19 protein-coding genes are annotated in these 18,336 nt (G+C 43.1%); 4 read left to right on the forward strand and 15 right to left on the reverse strand.

Going from position 1 to position 18,336, the window contains the following annotated elements; genetic code table 11:
• Positions 1-78: 78 nt before the first annotated feature.
• From IGI73_RS14825 to IGI73_RS14835, 3 genes are all read left to right on the forward strand, one after another.
• The gene (locus tag IGI73_RS14825; RefSeq protein ID WP_375847523.1) at positions 79-957 is read left to right on the forward strand and encodes an aldo/keto reductase; all 879 of its coding nucleotides are present in this window, start codon (positions 79-81) and stop codon (positions 955-957) included.
• A gap of 39 nt (positions 958-996) precedes the next feature.
• Positions 997-1,479 (forward strand): VOC family protein, encoded by a 483-nt coding sequence (locus tag IGI73_RS14830; protein WP_156236841.1) that lies wholly within the window; start codon positions 997-999, stop codon positions 1,477-1,479.
• 159 nt (positions 1,480-1,638) lie between these two features.
• Entirely contained in the window at positions 1,639-1,968 is a 330-nt protein-coding gene (locus IGI73_RS14835; protein ID WP_016608455.1) for an SdpI family protein, read from the forward strand.
• Positions 1,969-2,001: 33 nt separating this feature from the next.
• Here the strand turns inward: IGI73_RS14835 and IGI73_RS14840 are convergent, their stop codons facing one another.
• The 8 genes from IGI73_RS14840 to arcA all read right to left on the reverse strand — a co-directional run bounded on the left by IGI73_RS14840 (position 2,002) and on the right by arcA (position 9,536).
• On the reverse strand, positions 2,002-2,697 hold the full coding sequence (locus IGI73_RS14840; RefSeq protein WP_074536488.1) for a YoaK family protein: 696 nt from the start codon (positions 2,695-2,697) through the stop codon (positions 2,002-2,004).
• Positions 2,698-2,760: 63 nt separating this feature from the next.
• Positions 2,761-3,276 carry a VanZ family protein gene (locus IGI73_RS14845; RefSeq protein ID WP_208769856.1) on the reverse strand — a complete coding sequence of 172 codons (516 nt, stop codon included), beginning with the start codon at positions 3,274-3,276 and terminating at the stop codon, positions 2,761-2,763.
• Between the two features lie 214 nt (positions 3,277-3,490).
• A complete protein-coding gene (locus IGI73_RS14850) occupies positions 3,491-3,997 on the reverse strand; it encodes an arginine repressor (RefSeq protein ID WP_005230706.1) in 507 nt (168 codons plus the stop codon).
• 77 nt (positions 3,998-4,074) lie between these two features.
• Entirely contained in the window at positions 4,075-5,526 is a 1,452-nt protein-coding gene (locus IGI73_RS14855; RefSeq protein WP_010748979.1) for a YfcC family protein, read from the reverse strand.
• A 63-nt stretch (positions 5,527-5,589) separates the two neighbouring features.
• Positions 5,590-6,279 carry a Crp/Fnr family transcriptional regulator gene (locus tag IGI73_RS14860; protein ID WP_005230704.1) on the reverse strand — a complete coding sequence of 230 codons (690 nt, stop codon included), beginning with the start codon at positions 6,277-6,279 and terminating at the stop codon, positions 5,590-5,592.
• Positions 6,280-6,320: 41 nt separating this feature from the next.
• Positions 6,321-7,256 (reverse strand): carbamate kinase, encoded by a 936-nt coding sequence (gene arcC, locus IGI73_RS14865; RefSeq protein ID WP_005230702.1) that lies wholly within the window; start codon positions 7,254-7,256, stop codon positions 6,321-6,323.
• Between the two features lie 17 nt (positions 7,257-7,273).
• Entirely contained in the window at positions 7,274-8,293 is a 1,020-nt protein-coding gene (gene argF, locus IGI73_RS14870) for an ornithine carbamoyltransferase (protein WP_016608459.1), read from the reverse strand.
• Positions 8,294-8,312: 19 nt separating this feature from the next.
• On the reverse strand, positions 8,313-9,536 hold the full coding sequence (gene arcA, locus IGI73_RS14875) for an arginine deiminase (RefSeq protein WP_010748983.1): 1,224 nt from the start codon (positions 9,534-9,536) through the stop codon (positions 8,313-8,315).
• 401 nt (positions 9,537-9,937) lie between these two features.
• Here arcA and IGI73_RS14880 point away from each other — a divergent pair, with 401 nt between their 5' ends.
• A complete protein-coding gene (locus tag IGI73_RS14880) occupies positions 9,938-11,743 on the forward strand; it encodes a M3 family oligoendopeptidase (RefSeq protein WP_142965285.1) in 1,806 nt (601 codons plus the stop codon).
• 47 nt (positions 11,744-11,790) lie between these two features.
• Here IGI73_RS14880 and IGI73_RS14885 read toward each other — a convergent pair whose 3' ends face one another.
• The 7 genes from IGI73_RS14885 to IGI73_RS14915 all read right to left on the reverse strand — a co-directional run bounded on the left by IGI73_RS14885 (position 11,791) and on the right by IGI73_RS14915 (position 18,135).
• Positions 11,791-12,258, reverse strand: a complete 468-nt coding sequence (locus tag IGI73_RS14885; protein ID WP_010748985.1) for a TspO/MBR family protein — start codon at positions 12,256-12,258, stop codon at positions 11,791-11,793.
• Between the two features lie 126 nt (positions 12,259-12,384).
• Positions 12,385-13,740 carry a PTS cellobiose transporter subunit IIC gene (gene celB / locus IGI73_RS14890; RefSeq protein ID WP_128432609.1) on the reverse strand — a complete coding sequence of 452 codons (1,356 nt, stop codon included), beginning with the start codon at positions 13,738-13,740 and terminating at the stop codon, positions 12,385-12,387.
• 7 nt (positions 13,741-13,747) lie between these two features.
• On the reverse strand, positions 13,748-14,251 hold the full coding sequence (locus IGI73_RS14895; RefSeq protein WP_128432607.1) for a hypothetical protein: 504 nt from the start codon (positions 14,249-14,251) through the stop codon (positions 13,748-13,750).
• A 15-nt stretch (positions 14,252-14,266) separates the two neighbouring features.
• A complete protein-coding gene (locus tag IGI73_RS14900; protein WP_015510513.1) occupies positions 14,267-14,581 on the reverse strand; it encodes a PTS cellobiose transporter subunit IIA in 315 nt (104 codons plus the stop codon).
• A 13-nt stretch (positions 14,582-14,594) separates the two neighbouring features.
• Positions 14,595-16,628 carry a BglG family transcription antiterminator gene (locus tag IGI73_RS14905; protein ID WP_208769854.1) on the reverse strand — a complete coding sequence of 678 codons (2,034 nt, stop codon included), beginning with the start codon at positions 16,626-16,628 and terminating at the stop codon, positions 14,595-14,597.
• A gap of 54 nt (positions 16,629-16,682) precedes the next feature.
• Complete coding sequence (locus IGI73_RS14910; protein ID WP_142965281.1) at positions 16,683-17,000, reverse strand: PTS cellobiose transporter subunit IIB; 318 nt, start codon at positions 16,998-17,000, stop codon at positions 16,683-16,685.
• 295 nt (positions 17,001-17,295) lie between these two features.
• On the reverse strand, positions 17,296-18,135 hold the full coding sequence (locus tag IGI73_RS14915; RefSeq protein ID WP_208769853.1) for a glycosyltransferase family 8 protein: 840 nt from the start codon (positions 18,133-18,135) through the stop codon (positions 17,296-17,298).
• Between the last annotated feature and the right edge of the window lie 201 nt (positions 18,136-18,336).

The raw sequence follows: 18,336 nt of genomic DNA on the forward strand, positions 1-18,336 counted from the left end.
TTGATATCACACAAAGGTTACCAAAAGGTGGGTATCAAACAAAAAAGTACGTACTATACAGTATTACCACCTCATTATATGATGATACCAGAAAAAAATAAAGGAGATGTTTTTATGATCGAAAAATTATCAGATACCGTCACCCTGAACAACGGCAGTGAAATCCCCGGGTTGGGGTTAGGTGTCTTTCAAATCCCTGAAGCTGACACAGCAGAGGTCGTGAAGCAAGCGATTATCAATGGCTATCGCTTGATTGATACAGCAGCGATTTACGGCAATGAAACAGGAACAGGGGCAGGAATCAAACAAGGCTTACAAGAAACGGGGTTGGCTCGTGAAGAACTCTTTGTCACTTCCAAACTTTGGAACGATCATTTAACTTATGATGAAACGATCCACGCCTTCAATGAAAGTCTGGCCCGCTTAAACCTCGAGTATCTCGACTTGTACTTGATCCATTGGCCAGGAAATCAAGCATTTCAAGAGTCCTGGCGTGCCTTGGAAGACCTCTATGTGGCAGGAAAAATCAAAGCGATCGGGGTCAGCAACTTTCAAATCCATCATCTGGAGCAATTATTGGCCAATGCTAAGGTCGTTCCTGTTATCAATCAGATCGAGCTGCATCCCAAACTGACGCAGCAAGACCTGCGGGCTTTTTGTGCTGAAAAAGCAATTGCGATCCAAGCTTGGTCGCCATTGATGCAAGGCAAACTGCTGAAAGATGACACCGTCTTGACGATCGCCGATGCACAGCAAAAATCAGCGGCACAAGTGCTTTTACGCTGGGCTATCCAACAAGGAATCTTAGTCAATGTCAAATCGACACACCCTGAGCGAATGATCGCTAATGCAGCGATTTTTGATTTCCATTTATCAGAAGCTGACATGGCCCACTTGAACGCATTAAATGAAGACTTACGAGTGGGTCCAGATCCAGACACATTCGATTTTCATTAACCAAACGATATACTAAACAAAACCTTAGGAGGAAGTATAATGACAAACACAAACACAGGCTTTTCAATGGTCAACCACGTGGGAATCACCGTCAGCAATCTCGAACGTTCCATCCAATTTTATGAAGCATTAACGGGAAAGAAGATCGCCAATCAAGATACGATCGGCGGCAAACGCATGGCGCAAACGCAAGGATTAGCAGATACACTGATCAAATATGCCAATCTTCATTTAGACAATCTCAACATCGATCTTTTAGAATACGTCGAACCAAAATCCAACAAAGCCAGCTATTCCAATGAGCAAATCAGCGCGATGCATCTTTGTTTTGAAGTCGAAGCTATCGATGAAGCCGTTGCTCGTCTAAAAGCCATTGGCGTTGAGCCTGACGGCACCCCCATCGTTTTTGAAGCACAAGACGGTTTGAAAAGCGGCTTTGGGACAGGTGTCGCCTACTTTACAGATCCAGACGGCACCAATCTTGAATTGATTGCACCAAAAGGCCCTTTTCAACGGGGATAAAAAAACGGATGGCGCTGCAAATCGCCATCCGTTTTTTTGCTAGAAGCACGTATTTTTCGATTGTTCCCCTTCATAGAAGCGTTCATAGCGGATACAATAAGTATGTACTCATCTTTAGTGGCTTCACTTACTTATCCAACAAATCGCACGTGAAAGGTAGTGATCTCGATCGATATTGGACTTTTGTTGTTGATTTTTACGGGTATTTTTTTCATCGTCTTCTGGTGCTTTTACCGAGAAGAACCCAATTATGTATTCGGCTTTCGCACCAAGCGCAGTACAGCCAGTGTCAGCAATTGGCGTTTTGCCCAGCAGTGGTTCTCCTTGTTAGCGATGCTCTTTCTAGGCGGGGTCGTTTTATTGCAGCGCAACGAGCTGATCGCAGAGGCTTTTTACCAAGTAGCCGTTTTTGGCAGCTATCTTCTAGCAGCGCTACTCGTAGAAACGGCACTGTATCTCAAAGATTCACGCACAAGCACCAAAAAGTAAGACAAAAAAGACATTCCAGCGAATGTCTTTTTTCTATTGTTTATTTTGATGATGGATCGTGATCCCCAACACCAAGGCTAGAATCCCTGAAACCACCCAGATAGTGCGGTGGAATAAGAAAATCCCTAGCAAGCTGCTTAAGACTGCACCAAAAAAGAAGCCGCCGATGATCAAGGAAATAGAAATGATCTTGGGCGTCACTGATCGGTCCTTTTTAAACCAGCGCATGTACACATAATCAGCCAGTGAACGTAAGTTGCCGGTGGTCATCGTGGTGGCATAGGGCATCCCTGCCAATCGACGATAGGCGGCATATTGAATCGCTGCAAAAAAAGATAACCCCGAATCGATCATGACATTGGGTAATGATCGAGCAAAAAAGCCCAGAACCAAAATACCGATTGCTTCAAAGATCAATGCGGCATTTTGCCAAACGATCCAGCCCCCTGTCGGAAAATGATGCTGCAGATAATTCGTCACTACGATCCCCACTAAAAACATGAAGATTGGTGGCAGATATCGAAAGGCTTGTTCAAACTGCCCCGTTGAAAGATTGATCCCTAACAAAATGACATTCCCCGACTGCATACTTGCAAACACTTCCCCGTGAAACAAGTAGGTATACGCATCTAAAAAACCGCCCGCCATAGCAAGAAGAATCCCCACCGGTAAACTTTCATGCACGACAAACTCCGATTTGCTTTTGACACTGCTCAAACTTTTTTCCATTGGTTTCGCCTCTTGTTTTTATACTTTCTGACAGCTTACTGCTTAAAAAACGTCGACAACTCGTTATGTTTTGCGGCGTTTAAGTGACTTTTTCGATAGCTGACAAATCAACCACCCCAAAAGAACGGCGGTCAGTGCTCCAGCTGAATCCAGCATGACATCTTGAAAAAGCGGCGTCCGTCCTCCCGTCAGCATTTGATGGTATTCATCGATCCCAGCGTAGCCGGTGGCTGCCAACCAAGCAAAAAAAGCGGCTAGCCAATACGGCTGTTTTCGAAAAACAAGCGTTAAGAACAAACTGCCACCTAGGACAAAATAAGTGAAGAAATGCGCACCTTTGCGAATGAAAAATTCCACAAATGAGAAATAGCCTTTTTCCGCAATACTGATCTCCGAACCAGCATAGGAAAAAGAGATCGTCTCCAACCAATCTTTCAATGGTTCATTTTTTAAGATACGTGAAAGCAACCCGATTTGTGATTGCTGCTCATAGGTTTGTGAAGAGCTGATAAAGAGGATGACCATTACCGCAATTGCGATACAAAAGTAAAAGTTCGGTTCTTTCAGTAATTTTTTCATAGTTTTCACTCCTCATTTTCCTATCTTACCATTTTCATTTGGTGATGCAACTGTTTTTCCAGCAAACCGTGGAGACATTGCACACACAAAAAGAGTGCTTCCGTCAAGTTTAGAAGCACTCTTTCTTTTTAAAAATAGCCATCGGTATGAAAAGCCGTCACCCGTTTGGTTGTGAGATCTTTGGGCTTGTGACGTTCAGCTTCCTCAACGATTCTCAGGGCTGTTTTGCGTTTTTTTCTCCAGTAAATAATGACGAACCCATCTCGTAGCCTTCTACATAATGATTCAACCGCTCGACGACCTCTGCTGCCGCTTCTTGTGACGGCGTGATGATCAATAAAATATCAAACCCTGCAATCGTGCCGACAATTTCTGGCAGCTCCATTTCATCAAGATAATTGGCGATCACATCGGCGCCATTTTCAGCCGTATGAACGACAACTAAAAAGTCAATCTGCGTAATCTTTTTTAGATACTCATACATCGAAAACGCAATTCTGTCTTCTAGATCCTGCTCTTTGGATTCAAAAATTGAATAATACGGTCGCCCATTTTTGGCATACGTTTTAGCGATGTTCATTTCCCGCATGTCTCTAGAAATCGTGGCTTGGGTAGCTGAAACATTTTCTTTTTTTAATAAATTCATCAATTCTTCTTGAGACTCAATCCGATGTAGGACAAAAAGTTTTTTGATAATTGCTTGTCGCTCTTTTTTTTTCATTTACTTGATCCGCTCCTCTCAAGTCGCCTCGCTTACTGAAATAGTTGATCCGTCTCGTTCACTTCTTGAAACGCAGCTTACAAGAACAACATCGAGAAGATTAAAATGGCAAGATTGGAAATTCCGATAACCAGTAACGGTTTGCGCATAAAGCGAGTCCAAGTAGAATAGTTGACCCGCGCCAGCTCCAATCCGCCCATCACGACGCCAGAAGTTGGTGTGATCAAATTCACTAATCCGCAACCAGCAGTAAAGATCATAACCATGACGTTCGGATTGAGTCCGATGCTTTGCGCCAAGGCACCCATGATAGGGATCGATACATATGCCAGTCCTGAAGTCGATGGAATCAAGAACGATAAGAGCAGATACAAAATATAGGCGCCAATTACGAACAGGACAGGTGATAACCCTTCTAAAAGATGGGAAGCCCGATCCAAAATAAACAGATCCAAGTACGTCGTTTGCATAATGTAGGAAGCCCCCCGTGCCACAACGATGATCAAGACAACGGATAAAATGTCTTTGACCCCATCGATAAAGTTGGTCACGATTTCTTTTTCTGAGAATCCTTGAATCAATGCAATGATGATACTGACGTAGAAGAACCACATAGCCAAATCACCAAAATACCATTCACCGAAGCTATTCCCCGTCAAAAAGGCGGTCCAACCGTCAAATACATGGATATCAAAGTCGCCCCAAGGAATCAAGGAAACCACCATGATCACAAAGGATAAGCCAAAAATCGTCAAAATCAGGCGATGCTTTTGCGTAAACGCCAAGGCTTCGTTCGTGTCTTTGACAAAATGCTCTTCCATTTCTTTTTGCTCTTGCAGCGATAAGATCGTGGAGCCTTTGTCAGCTTTGACTTTTTTGGCATAAGACATCACCACAAAGATACAATACGCGGTCGTGACTAACCAAAGCAATGCGCCAACTACTAGGATCGTGCCATTATTCGGAGCAATATCAATGCTTCGTAAGGCATCCATTGCCACCCCAGTAGCGAAAGGGTTAACGGTGGAGCCGATCACACCGGCACCTGCCCCCAACATGACGGTTCCTGCTGCGACGATCGTGTCAAAGCCCGATGCCACCATTGTGATTGCTAATAAGGAATAGAACGGAATCGTTTCTTCCGCCATTCCATAAGTTGAGCCACCAATTGAAAACAACACCATCAAAATCGGGATCAAAATCAACTCGTTGCCTTTGAGTTTTTTGACCAAATGCTGAATACCAGCTTCTAAAGCGCCTGTTCGTGTGACAATATTCAAAAAGCCACCCAAACAAAGAATAAACACACAGATCTCGATCGCATCACGAAATCCGTTAAAAGGCGCCATAAAGAAATCAGAAAACTTGGCACCGACGACTTGGCTGACCATCTCTTCTTGGCCTGCTGGTAATGAAGGTGCAAAGGGCTGACCGGCTAGTAGCCAAGAAGCGACCGTCAACGCAATAATGATCAGAAATAAGATACTGAACGATGTCAGCGACTTTTTTTCTTTTTGCTTTTTTTTCATCTTCGTTCCTCCTCTATTGAATCAGTCTTAGGTGCAAATTGCCAACAGCTAGTCTGTCTGTGGTCAATTCGCAACATGGGAAAAATAATCTTTGTCATAAATAATGAGTTCTTTGTAACGATAATAAATCTTTCTTTTATGCACGAGCGCCTTGATGGTTTGACTGACCGTCTCTCGCGTCGTTCCACTGTATTTAGCAATATCATTGATAAAAACTGGAAAAGGAATGCGAATCTGCTCTCCTTGTGACTGTCCGTGCTCGATCATCAAGAGACCGATCGTATTGACGACTCTTGTCTGCGCGCTAGAGGTGACACAGTACTCCACTCGGCGTCTTTGCTTCTCCAACTGCTGGCTCATTTGCTGATTCAGCCACAGCAACTGACTTGTAGATGAAACAACCAGCGGTTCAAACAGCGACATCGCTGCAAACTGCACGACAATGTCTGTTGCAGCGAATGCCGATACATCATAGTTGTCTCTTTCAAACAAGCCAATCAAAGGAAATAACTGATCAGGCCCAACAAAGTCTACATAACAATAGGAATCAGTTCCGTCGGTTTTTTCGATCCGTACGAGACCTTCGATCACATGGAATATCCGATCTCTTACGTCGCCTTCATAAAAAAGCACTTGGCCTTTTTTGTACGTACGGCAGTAAATATGCTCCTTCAATCGCTGTTGATTTTCTTCTTCCAGCCATTGAAAGCTATTCGCTCTTGTTGATGGATCTTTTATTTGGTAGTCGATCATTTCTCTCACTCCAATGTTTTGGACTTGCTTTGCTACTTCGCTTATTTCCAGGTGATCTGTGTACCAGCGTCTTCAATTTCTGCCAGCTTATCTAAGGAAGTAATCACTGCCCGTTTTTCCGTGCCCATTTTGACAAAATTCAAAGCTGCTTGTACTTTCGGTAACATGCTTCCCGGTGAAAAATGCCCTTCATCGACATAGGTTTCCAATTCAGCGGCGGTCACATGATCCAACCACTGCTCATTTTCCTTGCCAAAGTTCAAAGCGATTTTTTCCACGCCTGTCAAAATGATCAGCTGATCCGCATCGACTAAACGAGCTAATTTTTCAGAAGCAAAATCTTTATCGATCACGGCTTCAACCCCCAGCCCATTATCTAACACGGGAATGCCCCCGCCGCCTGCGCAAATAACGATCGTGTTTTGTTCAATCAGCGCCTTGATGCTGGCAACTTCTTGAATCGCTTGTGGCGCTGGACTGGCAACGACTTTCCGCCAACCACGACCAGCATCTTCACGATAGATGGCATCTGTTGCCGCCATGGCTTCTTTGGCAGCTGTTTCCGTTAAGAAAGGACCGATCGGTTTGGTCGGATGGGCAAATGCTGGATCTTGGGCATCGACTGTAATTTCCGTCACCACTGTCACTACCGGCTTAGCCATTTGGGCTTCTTTCAACTGGATTCTCAGCTCATTTTGTAACCAATAGCCAATACTGCCTTGCGTCATTGCCACACAGGTATCTAAAGGCATCGCTGGGTTTTTGCTAGAATCACTGGCTTGTTGCTGCAAAACCAAATTTCCCACTTGAGGCCCATTCCCATGGGTAATGATCAAATGAACGTCTTTTTGGATCAGGGGAATTAAATACTCGACGGTCTGTTTAAGCCGTTCTTTTTGCCCTTTGGCACTGGCATCATCTGCTAGGATAGCGTTGCCGCCGAGGGCGACAACGATCGTTGGTTTCTTTTCACTCATCTGCTCACTGCTCCTTCTTACACTCTAGGAATAAAGAGATCGCCTAAGGTTACTGCCATGATTGCTTTGATCGAGTGCATTCGGTTTTCAGCCTCTTCAAATTGACGGCCCCATTGACTGCGGAAAATGTCGTCTGTGATCTCCATTTCAGAAATGCCGAATTTTTCTTCGATCATTTTTCCATACGTCGTATTCGTATCATGGAACGCTGGCAAGCAGTGAAGCACGATCAAGCCATCGTCTTGTTTTCCAGTCGCCATTACCATTTCGCGGTTGATTTGGTAATCTTTCAACAGCTTCACCCGTTCTTCAAACTGGTCTTCTTCCCCCATTGAAACCCAAACATCGGTATACAGAACATCGGCATCTTTGACGCCTTTTTGAATATCGTCTGTTACCATCAGCTGACTGCCAGATTCTTTGGCAAATTTGTTGGCATAGTCTGTCACTTCTTCAGCTGGGAAAAGTTCTTTTGGTGCACAGATGCGAACATTGACACCTAAAATCGCCCCCGTCACTAACAAACTATTCGCCATATTGTTTCGGCCATCGCCCACATAGACTAACGTAATATTTTCTAATGTACCGAAGTTTTCTTTGATCGTCATGAAGTCAGCGATCATTTGGGTTGGATGCCATTCATCGGTCAAGCCATTCCAAACAGGAACGCCAGAGAATTTGGCTAAATCTTCAACGACTTGTTGGCTGAACCCGCGGAACTCAATGCCATCAAACATACTGCCTAAAACTCTGGCGGTATCTTCAACGGATTCTTTTTTGCCTAGCTGGATATCATTCGCACCTAAAAATTCTGGATGGGCACCAAGATCGATGGCAGCCGTCGTAAATGCCGCCCGTGTCCGAGTCGACGTTTTTTCAAATAAGAGGGCGATGTTCTTGCCTTCCAAATAGCGATGAGAAATATTTTGCTTTTTCAACTGTTTCAAATAGATGGAAAAATCAATCAGGTATTCTAACTCGGCTTTCGTAAAATCTTTTTCTGCTAAGAAGCTTCTTCCTTTAAATACTTGTTTCATTAGTAATTCCTCCTCTAGATTAAATATCTTCTCTGATAAATGGCATGCTCATGCAGCGAGGGCCGCCACGGCCGCGAACCAATTCACTGCCGGAGATTTTATGCAATTTGATGCCGGCTTCAGTTAACTTTTGATTGGTGATCGTGTTACGGTCATAGACCACGACTTCACCAGGTGCGATCGTCAAGGTATTGGAACCGTCATTCCATTGTTCCCGAGCTGCAGCGACCAAATCGTTCCCCCCACAGCGAATCAATTCCACTGCATCTAATTCTAAGTAGCGGCACAAAATGTTTTCTAACGTATCTTTTTCTTCTTTGATGGTTACGCCATCCCCGTCACGTGAGATTGAATAAACGGTCAGTTCGCCTTCAATTTCTGGATGGATCGTAAATTTGTCATAATCAACCATTGTAAATACCGTATCTAAATGCATGAATTTGCGTTCTTGACCAATATCAAAAGCTAAGACGTACTCAAAACTTGGTTCATGTTGGAACACATTACGAGCCAACTGTTCAATGGAAGTGGCATCTGTTCGTTGGGAGATCCCGATCGCTAACACTCGTTTTGACAGAACCAATTCATCGCCACCTTCAATTCGTGTTGGCTGATCACGGTCATAAAGCAAGTGCGGTGGCTGTTGTTGGAACATTGGATGATGAGCAAAAATGTATTTGCCATACAACGTTTCACGACGTCTTGTTTCTGAATACATGCGATTCAAGGAAACCCCGTTACCGATCGTCGCAAACGGATCGCGAGTGAAATACAAATTCGGCATTGGATCGATCAAAAACGGATACTGGTCATCCACAGCACCAGCTAGGCTTTGACTATGGGGCAATTTCAATTCATTTTTCGCTAGACCTGCCATCGTTTTATCGATGAATTGACGGTTATCTTCAAAAGATAAGAAATAATCGGTAATTTCAGCAATGATTTCTGGGCTTTGTAACGTTGTTTCTTCTAAATATTCCTTGATAAACTGCTCTTTGATTTCTTGACTAGTTAACGCTTCTGCTGCTAAATCTTCTAAATACAACACCTCCACATTATTATTACGCAATACATCGGCAAATTGATCATGTTCAGCCCTTGCTTGTTCCAAAAAGGGAATATCATCAAATAACAAGCGATTTAAATGATCGGGCACGAGGTTTTCTAATTCTCGACCAGGGCGATGGAGCATGACTTGCTTCAAGCGGCCGATTTCTGAAAAAACATGAATAGCATTTGACATTTCTTTACATCCTCCTTTGTTTTGATTACGCCTACATAGTACAAGAATGTATGCGCTTACCAAGCGACGTATTTCGCCTTCATTATGCAAAGCATTTGTCATTATGCAATAAAGAGTGAATATCTTCTTGCGAGCGTTTTTTTACTCGTTGTTATTTTTTTTTATGTAATATTTATTCAGCAATTTTTAAATAAGAATTTGATGAGAATCAAAAAATGATCGATTTTGTTCTTTTCTTTTGTTTTTGACGTCCCCGCCCAATGCAGGCAAAGCTTACGAAAGAAAAGAACTTTTTCAACCAACAGCTTTCCTTTTTCGATTAAAAAAATCCGATGGTTGCGACTAAATGTGGCTATGCTATACTTAATAAGATCGTAGGAAAAGAAAGGGGTTTGATAGGAATGACCTATTCAATCAATTGGGATCTAGAAACAATTTTTCCAGGAGGCAGTGATTCTGTTCAATTAAAAGAACGCATGAGCCAGCTGGAAGAAGAAATCAAAACTTACCGTGAAAAAGTTGACGCTTGGGTACCAAACGCTTCAGACAATGCGACAAAATTAGAGGAATTAATCGAACTTTCTGGCACAATCAATCAAGGATTTTCACAATGTGGCAGCTTTATCAATGCCTTGCTTTCAGCGAATGTCAACGACAGCAAAGCCAAAATCCTGACAGGCGACCTCTACGCAAAACTGCCAGCATTGCAAGCAGCACAAACCGTTTTCTCGAAAAAATTGACAGAAATTTCTGAGGATGATTGGACCGCGTTACTTACCGCGGAAAACTTAGCACCAATCGCCTTTCGTCTAAGCGAGATTCGTCGCGACGGCAAAGAATTGTTATCTGAAGCAGAAGAAACCATCATCAACACGTTAAATTTAGATGGCTTAAATGCTTGGAGCCAACATTACGATACGATCGTTGCCTCGATCGAAATTCCTTTCCTTCAAGAAGACGGCACGACGATCAACTTGTCCGCTGGTCAAGCCTTCAATAAAATGATGGGTGATCCAGATCCAGAAGTTCGTGCACGTTTATTTGACACTTGGGAAAAGACTTGGGCAGAAAAAGAAGACCTCTTTGCAGATACCTTGAACCATTTAGACGGCTTCCGCCTTTCTACATTCAAGCTTCACGGGGTCACTGATTACTTGAAAGAACCATTAGAATACAATCGTCTGCAAAAAGCGACATTGGATGCTATGTGGGGCACGATCCAAAAGAACAAACAGCCGATCGTTGATTTCTTGACCCGCAAAGCCCAGCTTTTCGGCAAAGAAAAAATGGAATGGCAAGACCAAGATGCGCCGATCATCCTTGGAGACATGGAAGAAAGAACCTACACCTTTGATGAAGCAGCTGACTTTATTTTGACCAACTTCCGTAAGTTCAGTCCGAAAATGGCTGACTTTGCCCAAGTTGCTTTTGAAAAAAGTTGGATCGAAGCAGAAGATCGTCCTGGCAAACGTCCTGGTGGCTATTGCACCAGCTTGCCAGAAACCAAAGAGTCACGTATTTTCATGACCTACAGCAATTCAGTCAACGAAGTAGCGACGCTTGCCCATGAGTTAGGTCACGCGTTTCACAGCAGCGTTCTTTGGGAGCTACCAGAATTAAACCGCAACTATGCCATGAACGTCGCCGAAACAGCAAGTACCTTTGCTGAATTGATTGTTGCTGATGCAACCCTCAAAGAAGCGACAACGAAGGAAGAAAAAATCAATCTATTGGATGCCAAAATGCAAAATGCGATCGCGATGTTCATGAACATCCATGCACGCTTTATTTTTGAAAATAGCTTTTACCAAGCCCGTCAAAACGGCTTAGTTTCAGCAGAGCAAATTACGGAAATGATGACAGCGGCGCAAAAAGAAAGCTATGCGGATGGGTTAGCGACTTATCACCCGCATTTCTGGGCAGCCAAATTGCACTTCTTTATTGATGATGTGCCATTCTACAACTTCCCTTACACCTTTGGTTACCTCTTTAGTATGGGGATCTACGCGTATGCCAATGAAAAAGGGTCTAGCTTTGAAGAAGAATACATTGCTTTATTGCAAGATACTGCTTCAATGACGACGGAAGAACTGGCACAAAAGCACCTTGGTGTTGATTTAACAAAACCAGACTTCTGGCAAGCAGGGATCGATATGGTCCTAAAAGATGTTGCCAGCTTTATGGAATTGACTGAAGACTATATCTAAAAGAAAAAACCCTCTTCCAACACGACGCTTGGAAGAGGGTTTTTCTATCAGGCATTCAATAAAGTTAAGCCAATCGTTAAGTAGCCTGCGTACAGACACCAAATCAAATAAGGAATAAACAAGTACATTGCTTTTTTGTCGATGCGAGCAAAGAGGATCATACAAATAATCACTGATAGGACTAACAAGACAATAATGACCGTTCCTGCCCAGTAAGCATTCCAGCCAAAGAAAACGATACTCCACAAGAAGTTTAGTACTTGCTGGATCGCAAAGAAGATATAGGCATTCTTTTTAAGCGCTGGATTGACTTTGGCTACGATCAACAGATACAACGCTGTTCCCATAAAGGCATACAAAATCGTCCAAACGATCCCAATGATCCCACCAGGAGGGGCTAAAAAGGGTTTTTCCATTTGCGCATACGTTCCAGCGATGTCTCCTGCAAACAAACTCGAGATGATTCCTGTTGCTTCGATGCCGATCACACAGACCAGCCAAATCAAAAATTTCATGTTCTCCACTCCTTCTTTTTTTCATGACTCTCTCATTTAATCGTACCATCGAATCGAAAAAAAGCAGAATAGAACGCTTAAAAAAAGAAACGCCCGTGTGGACGTTTCTTTCTTGTTCCTTGCAATTTATGCTGCTTGCTCCCCTTCTTGGGCTTCTTGCTTGACTAGTCCTGCATCATAAGAACGAGCGAATGGGAAGTAGATCAAAAAGGCAACCCCTGCACATAAGAACGCACAAACGGCGGCTTTCCAATCGCCTCCACTTCCAATGAATGCGCCGATGCCGATTGGAGAAGGCCATGGCATTTGGGCGATCATCGGTCGAATGATCTCCAATTCGATCGCAAAATAGGCAATCGATGCGGATGCCATCGGTGCTAAGAAAAAGGGAATCGCTAAGAAAGGATTATAAATCAAAGGAATCCCGAAAATCAACGGCTCGTTAATATTGAATAAGGCTGGAATGATCGAAGCTTTTCCTAACACTCTCAATTGTTTTGATTTTGCCAGATAAACCAAGAATAAAGCGAGACCTAGCGTTGCTCCTGAACCTCCGACGGTCACATACGCATTGTTAAACTCACCAGCTAATGCAAAATTGGCGCCCTCAGCATTGGCTGTCAAATTACCTAAGGTGATTGGCGTCAATACAGAGAAAATGATATTTGCGCCATGGATTCCTACTAACCATAATGCACTGACTAAAAAGTAAATCACCATCAACCCTAACCAACTATTAGTCAAGTTCGTCACAAACCCAAAAGGCACGGCAATGATTTGGAAAATATCCGTTCCCGCTGCAACCAAAGCCCCATTGATAATAAGGACCGTGAATGCGACGACAAAGGCAGGGATCAATGCTGTAAAGGCACGGGCGACTCCCAATGGTACTTCTTCGGGCATTTTAATGACCCATTTTTTCGTTACACACAAGCGGTACAACTGAACAGCCAACACCGCCATGATAATACCGGTAAATATCCCGGTCGTTCCTAAACGCTCCACCCCATCGCCACCGATCGCCCAGCCATTGATGATGGTATTTTCTTGATCGGTGATTCGTGACATGCTGCCATCCACGATCATCAATTGTGGGATCGACATGAAAAAGGCAAACATCGATAGTAACGCCCCACTCATAGGCGCAAGATCCAACTCTTCTTCTTCCGCATAGATCTTGGTGTATTCATAGCCGAGAACGATACAAAAATATAATGCCAAAAGTCCCATTGTCGTACTGTTTGCCAGCATATACAAATCACTGACTCTGAAAAAAGTATTATTGAAGAAATCTTCTAAAAAGGTAAAGGTCTGTGGCAATACATTGATAACTAAAAACATCGAGCCAACGATCGTAAAAGGAATCGAAGCCATCCCAGCAGCCATGATGGCACGTACGATTTTGAACTGTGCCACTTTTCCTAACGGTCCCATGACGGCCGTTTCTAAGAGACTGAACAACTTGCTATTTGATTGTTCCATAATGTAACTACTTCCCTTCAATGAGTTTTTGGTATTCTTTAATATATCCATAATACGTATCTTTTTTGCGACGGATCTTATTGACACGCTGCAAACATAACGCAGCTAACATTAGCCCCACACTAAGCCAGAGTGTAAGAATGCCTCGATTGATCGGCGTATTTTCAAGAAAAGGAAAAACGAATGAAAACAGATGAGAGAAGTAGCAGATGGCGATTAACAGGAGATTCATTGTCAGTTGACAAAGATAAAACAAGCGCGTCCAGCGCAGTTTTCCAGCTATTTGCTCTGAATAGCTGCCATAAAGACGCACGTATTCCCCGATCGCCGAAATGGCCAAAATCAGCAGTGCCAGCGGGAGGATCAAGAGTACGGCATTGCTGACCATCGCTGCTAAGAACCAATAAAGATTTGCAAAGAAAAAGACTGCTAATACATACCTTAGAAATAAAAAGCGGTGAAACCGAAACGTTTTTTCTGCCATTTTTTTCTGCTGTTCTCGATTGGTCATTTGATCCCTTCCTTTCTATCGCTCTCGCTGGTATAACGCCAGCATTTCAATCGCCACTTCTCGCAAAGTCATCGTTGTCATTAGATGATCTTGTGCATGGACCATGATGATCTCCATGTCGATTTTTTCGCCGCTGGCGTATTCTTGTAATAAGCCCGTCTGTGCTTTGTGGGCCTCTACTAGTGCTTCGTTTGCTTGATCCAGTTTTGCTTGTGCTGCTTCAAAAGTTCCTTGACGCATCTCTTGGAATGCTTCATGAACGATCGTCCGAGCATCTCCGCTGCTAAGAATAATTTGAAAGGCTGTCTCTTGTAGTTTTTCTGATTTCATTGTTCTTTCTCCCTTACATGTGCGATAAATGTGTTCCTAGGTGATACCCGATAAAGCATTCCATAAAATGTTCAAAATCACCACTTGTTATGAGTGCATCTTTAAATGACTCATCTTCAATGATCGGTACTAACAGTTGGCTGATTTTGTTCAATTCTACTTGCCCCAATCGATCAGGGGAAAGTAAGAAAATCAGCTGGATCTGGTCATGCTCGTCATCCCATTTTATGCCTTGTTCTAGTATAGCAACGGCCGCATAAGCATCATTGGTGATCGGTTCAATAGGGTGCGCCACCGCCAAATGATCGGAAAAGGCTACTGAGCTATAGGCTTCTCGTAAAGCAAGCTGCTTGCCTAGCGCTTCTTTCACCGCACGCTTTTCCACGCTTTCGATCCTCGTCAGCAGCTGGTCTAAAACAGCCTCTTTATCGGTCTCTTCGGCGAGCCAAAGAAAAAGTTCTGGGCGAAAGCTAGTCTCAATCAGTTCCCGCTCTTTGTCAGACAAGGTCTTCGGTCGCTGTTTCAGAACGCTACGGTACTGTTTTTTCGTTTTATACTGTTTCAATTGGCGATTGATTTTTTGGATATCTTTTTTATCTAAAAAAACACTGACTGTGACGATGGGGATATTTAGAACCACATCTGGTACTTTGATAGATGAAATGATCAAATCGATCCCTGCTAGTTTTTGTTCACTGATTTCGTAATAGCTGATCATCTCTTCAATCACGAGTTTTGAACCAAGTTCATGTTCCAAACGATTTTTTAACATTTGTGAACTACCGATTCCTGTTGCACAGATCACTAAGACCCGTGCTTTTTGCTGATTCGCTAAGCGTTCCATCGCAGCAGTCAAATGGATCGTCAAGTAGGCGAGCTCTCCTTCGGTCACTTTATAGGGGGCAAAGAAGGGAACATCAGAAAAATGCCGAATCGTTAGCTGAAAAAAGTCACTGTAATCTTTTTTGATGGTCTCTAACAAAGGATTTTCCATGCTCGTACCGTTATTCAATCGTTGCAATAAGGGGGTGATATGCATCATCAGCCCATCTATCAATAAGGGATCTTCGGCTAAGCAAAAGCCCGTTTCTTGATCGATCTTTTGTAAAACGACTAGCAGCTGTTGTTTGACCTCGTTATCGTCTAAATCGATCTGTTCACGAATGGTTTCAGAAACTAGTTTGTTTTTTAAATGAATGGCGATATAGAAAGCCTCTTCAGGTGGCAAGACGATGCCCATCTGTTGGCGGATCTTCTCGACGATCTCTAAAGCTGATTGGTATTCCACTTCCTGCGCTAAGTTTGCCTCTTGTGGATGCAGCTGGATCTCAAAGCCCGCCTGCAGCCGTTTTATTGCTAGACCAATATGAAGGACGATCGTATAGATCATAAAATCAGAGAGTTTCAAAAAATACTTGCGGCATGTATCCAAAACGATGATCACGATTTCCTCGATCGCTATCCCCTCTAATAGATGTTTGTACATGGAGAAGGCATACAAATTGTCTTGCAGGCGATTCATGAAAAAGTAATTCATGATGAAATGCCGTAGACTATTTTCAGATCCTGCAACGTAGATCCCCTGACTGGTTCGATGTTTCAACTCGATCGTATAAGGCTTTAACAATTGCTTGATTTCAACGATGTCGTTGGAAATCGTTGAACGAGAAACACATAGATCCGCCGCCAAGTCATCAACAAAAACAGGCTTTTGCCCAAATAACAATTGATTTAACACAAAATATTGGCGGTCATTGGCTTCATTGATCGTCGTAAGGTCGGCAGCTGTTGGTCTGGTGTTGGTTTTCTCAGTATAAAAACGATCAAAGGAACGCTGGTCGGTGATGTTTAGCCGATAGCCCTGCCCTTGCTTGGCACAAATCTGACCAAGCTTATGGTTCTTCAAGATAAGCCCCAACCCTTGAACATACTTGCGCGCAGTCCGATCTGAAACCCCCAGTTGCTTTGCGATCTGTTTACTACTGGTATACGTGTTGCGATTTTGGTAAAGCATTTTTAGCATGATGATCTCTTTTTTACTCAACATTTTTCATCAACCTTTTTCATCAACCTATTCTCATGAAGCTTTTTGTTTGAACGACTATTGTATATTTTGCTCCACCACAGCAGCTAATTTTTCAATGCCCATCGGTATCGGCACATAAGCTTGGGGCGGAATATTTACGATGGGTCGTTGGTACTTGATGGCAGCTTTTTCAAGATTCGCAAAGTACATTTTGGTTTGCGGGCTGACTAAGTATAAGTCGTATTCATCTTTGGCGATCGTGGCTGCTCCTTGAGAGGCAGACGTTGCATCTAGTTCAATTTCTTCTCCTCGTTCTTTAAAATATTCCGTCGTTTTTTTGGCAATGACTGATGAAGACATACCGCCTGCACAGATGATTAATGCTTTTTTCATATAGTTTTCCTCCTTAACGATGACACTCTATTTCACTATCTATGTTCAGTAGTTGCTAAATGATGCGTGGTTCTGACCATTCTTCCGCTGAATAAAAAAGTTGCTCACTAACTTAGCATTGCGATGGGTTGATACTGTCATCATAATAGATAGCGCTTTCTTTTTGAACACAAGGTGTTTCCTTATCGATGCGGAAACAAACTAGATGCGTCTACTTGATTTTACAAGAATTCCCTTCAAAAAATGATCGAAAAAAAAGCTTTACTTGTCTTTTGTCCAAGTAAAGCTTTTCTAATCATACGCTCTTTGATTGTTTTTCTTCAAACTTCCGTCGTTCATTTTCCACATACTTGTATAGGGCCCCGTAGCGGCTGCGGTAGCCTTTTTTCCATGGCTTCTCTTTACCGCAAAAATGTAACAAAACGGTATGCTCGATGACCCAATCCAAACTCCATTCCCCTAAACTGATCGTTTCATAGGTACGGTTTTTTCGTACGTCATAGTTGTAGAGCTGATCAGGGATCGCCAGCACCCGATCGCCGTACAACCCATTCAAAATGTCTTGATCTGGCAAAAAGAGGTTCAAATGATTTTTCTCAATGAACGCAGCGATCTCTGTTTCTTTGACCTCTTGCCGCAGCTGGTGCACATTCATCAGCAAAACGCCTGAATTATAGTAGCCTTCCGACTCATAATTGCGCAAACGGACTTTATTGATGACTGTTGTTACTTCTGTCAGCTTAGAATGGCTGGCGGCGGCATACAGAAAATCCCCTAACGTCAGTTCATACAAGGGGCGCAAATCATTGATGCACAAAATATCCGCATCCAGATACAAGATTTTTTCCACCTGCTGCGGCAAGTAATTTTGTGCCAATAATCGATAGTAGATCGACTCAGGGTAGCGATCACTGACTGGCGCGGTTTTAAAAATCGAGCCAGAACCAATAATGATGGGATGATAGGTCATCGCCAGCTTTTGACAAAAAGCCTCCAGCTCTGCAGCATGGCTCAATTCTTTTTCTTGTAAGACATAGACATCAAAGGATGCTACTGTCGTATGACGTTTGATTGAATATAACGTTGTTTTTAATTGTTCACTGAATCGATCATCAATCGCAAAAAGTAGATTCATGCTCTTGTTCACTCCTCTGTTACTGGCAGCGTGCAGGTTTTTGGAAAAAAATCGATTGCTGTTGCACGCAGCTTCTGTTCTTCTAGTATACCCGATTTTTGGTCTTTCTTTCAGTGAAACACCCTTGCCAATCGAACCCTTGCTTGGCAGACGCCAAAAAAGCTGTTCCATCCATGGGATGAAACAGCAAAGGATCGCTTA

This window comes from Enterococcus sp. DIV0755f (assembly GCF_051713725.1).
In the GTDB taxonomy this organism is placed as follows: Bacteria; Bacillota; Bacilli; order Lactobacillales; family Enterococcaceae; genus Enterococcus_D; species Enterococcus_D casseliflavus.

Excerpts from the sequence above, each read along its gene's own strand:
- IGI73_RS14845 (WP_208769856.1), bottom strand. The coding sequence starts at position 3,276 with ATGAAAAAATTACTGAAAGAACCGAACTTTTACTTTTGTATCGCAATT.
- IGI73_RS14895 (WP_128432607.1), bottom strand. The coding sequence starts at position 14,251 with ATGACCAATCGAGAACAGCAGAAAAAAATGGCAGAAAAAACGTTTCGG.
- IGI73_RS14825 (WP_375847523.1), top strand. The coding sequence starts at position 79 with ATGATGATACCAGAAAAAAATAAAGGAGATGTTTTTATGATCGAAAAA.
- arcA (WP_010748983.1), bottom strand. The coding sequence starts at position 9,536 with ATGTCAAATGCTATTCATGTTTTTTCAGAAATCGGCCGCTTGAAGCAA.
- IGI73_RS14830 (WP_156236841.1), top strand. The coding sequence starts at position 997 with ATGACAAACACAAACACAGGCTTTTCAATGGTCAACCACGTGGGAATC.
- IGI73_RS14850 (WP_005230706.1), bottom strand. The coding sequence starts at position 3,997 with ATGAAAAAAAAAGAGCGACAAGCAATTATCAAAAAACTTTTTGTCCTA.
- IGI73_RS14905 (WP_208769854.1), bottom strand. The coding sequence starts at position 16,628 with ATGTTGAGTAAAAAAGAGATCATCATGCTAAAAATGCTTTACCAAAAT.
- arcC (WP_005230702.1), bottom strand. The coding sequence starts at position 7,256 with ATGAGTGAAAAGAAACCAACGATCGTTGTCGCCCTCGGCGGCAACGCT.
- IGI73_RS14915 (WP_208769853.1), bottom strand. The coding sequence starts at position 18,135 with ATGAATCTACTTTTTGCGATTGATGATCGATTCAGTGAACAATTAAAA.
- argF (WP_016608459.1), bottom strand. The coding sequence starts at position 8,293 with ATGAAACAAGTATTTAAAGGAAGAAGCTTCTTAGCAGAAAAAGATTTT.
- IGI73_RS14860 (WP_005230704.1), bottom strand. The coding sequence starts at position 6,279 with ATGATCGACTACCAAATAAAAGATCCATCAACAAGAGCGAATAGCTTT.
- IGI73_RS14855 (WP_010748979.1), bottom strand. The coding sequence starts at position 5,526 with ATGAAAAAAAAGCAAAAAGAAAAAAAGTCGCTGACATCGTTCAGTATC.
- celB (WP_128432609.1), bottom strand. The coding sequence starts at position 13,740 with ATGGAACAATCAAATAGCAAGTTGTTCAGTCTCTTAGAAACGGCCGTC.
- IGI73_RS14910 (WP_142965281.1), bottom strand. The coding sequence starts at position 17,000 with ATGAAAAAAGCATTAATCATCTGTGCAGGCGGTATGTCTTCATCAGTC.
- IGI73_RS14840 (WP_074536488.1), bottom strand. The coding sequence starts at position 2,697 with ATGGAAAAAAGTTTGAGCAGTGTCAAAAGCAAATCGGAGTTTGTCGTG.
- IGI73_RS14880 (WP_142965285.1), top strand. The coding sequence starts at position 9,938 with ATGACCTATTCAATCAATTGGGATCTAGAAACAATTTTTCCAGGAGGC.
- IGI73_RS14885 (WP_010748985.1), bottom strand. The coding sequence starts at position 12,258 with ATGAAATTTTTGATTTGGCTGGTCTGTGTGATCGGCATCGAAGCAACA.
- IGI73_RS14900 (WP_015510513.1), bottom strand. The coding sequence starts at position 14,581 with ATGAAATCAGAAAAACTACAAGAGACAGCCTTTCAAATTATTCTTAGC.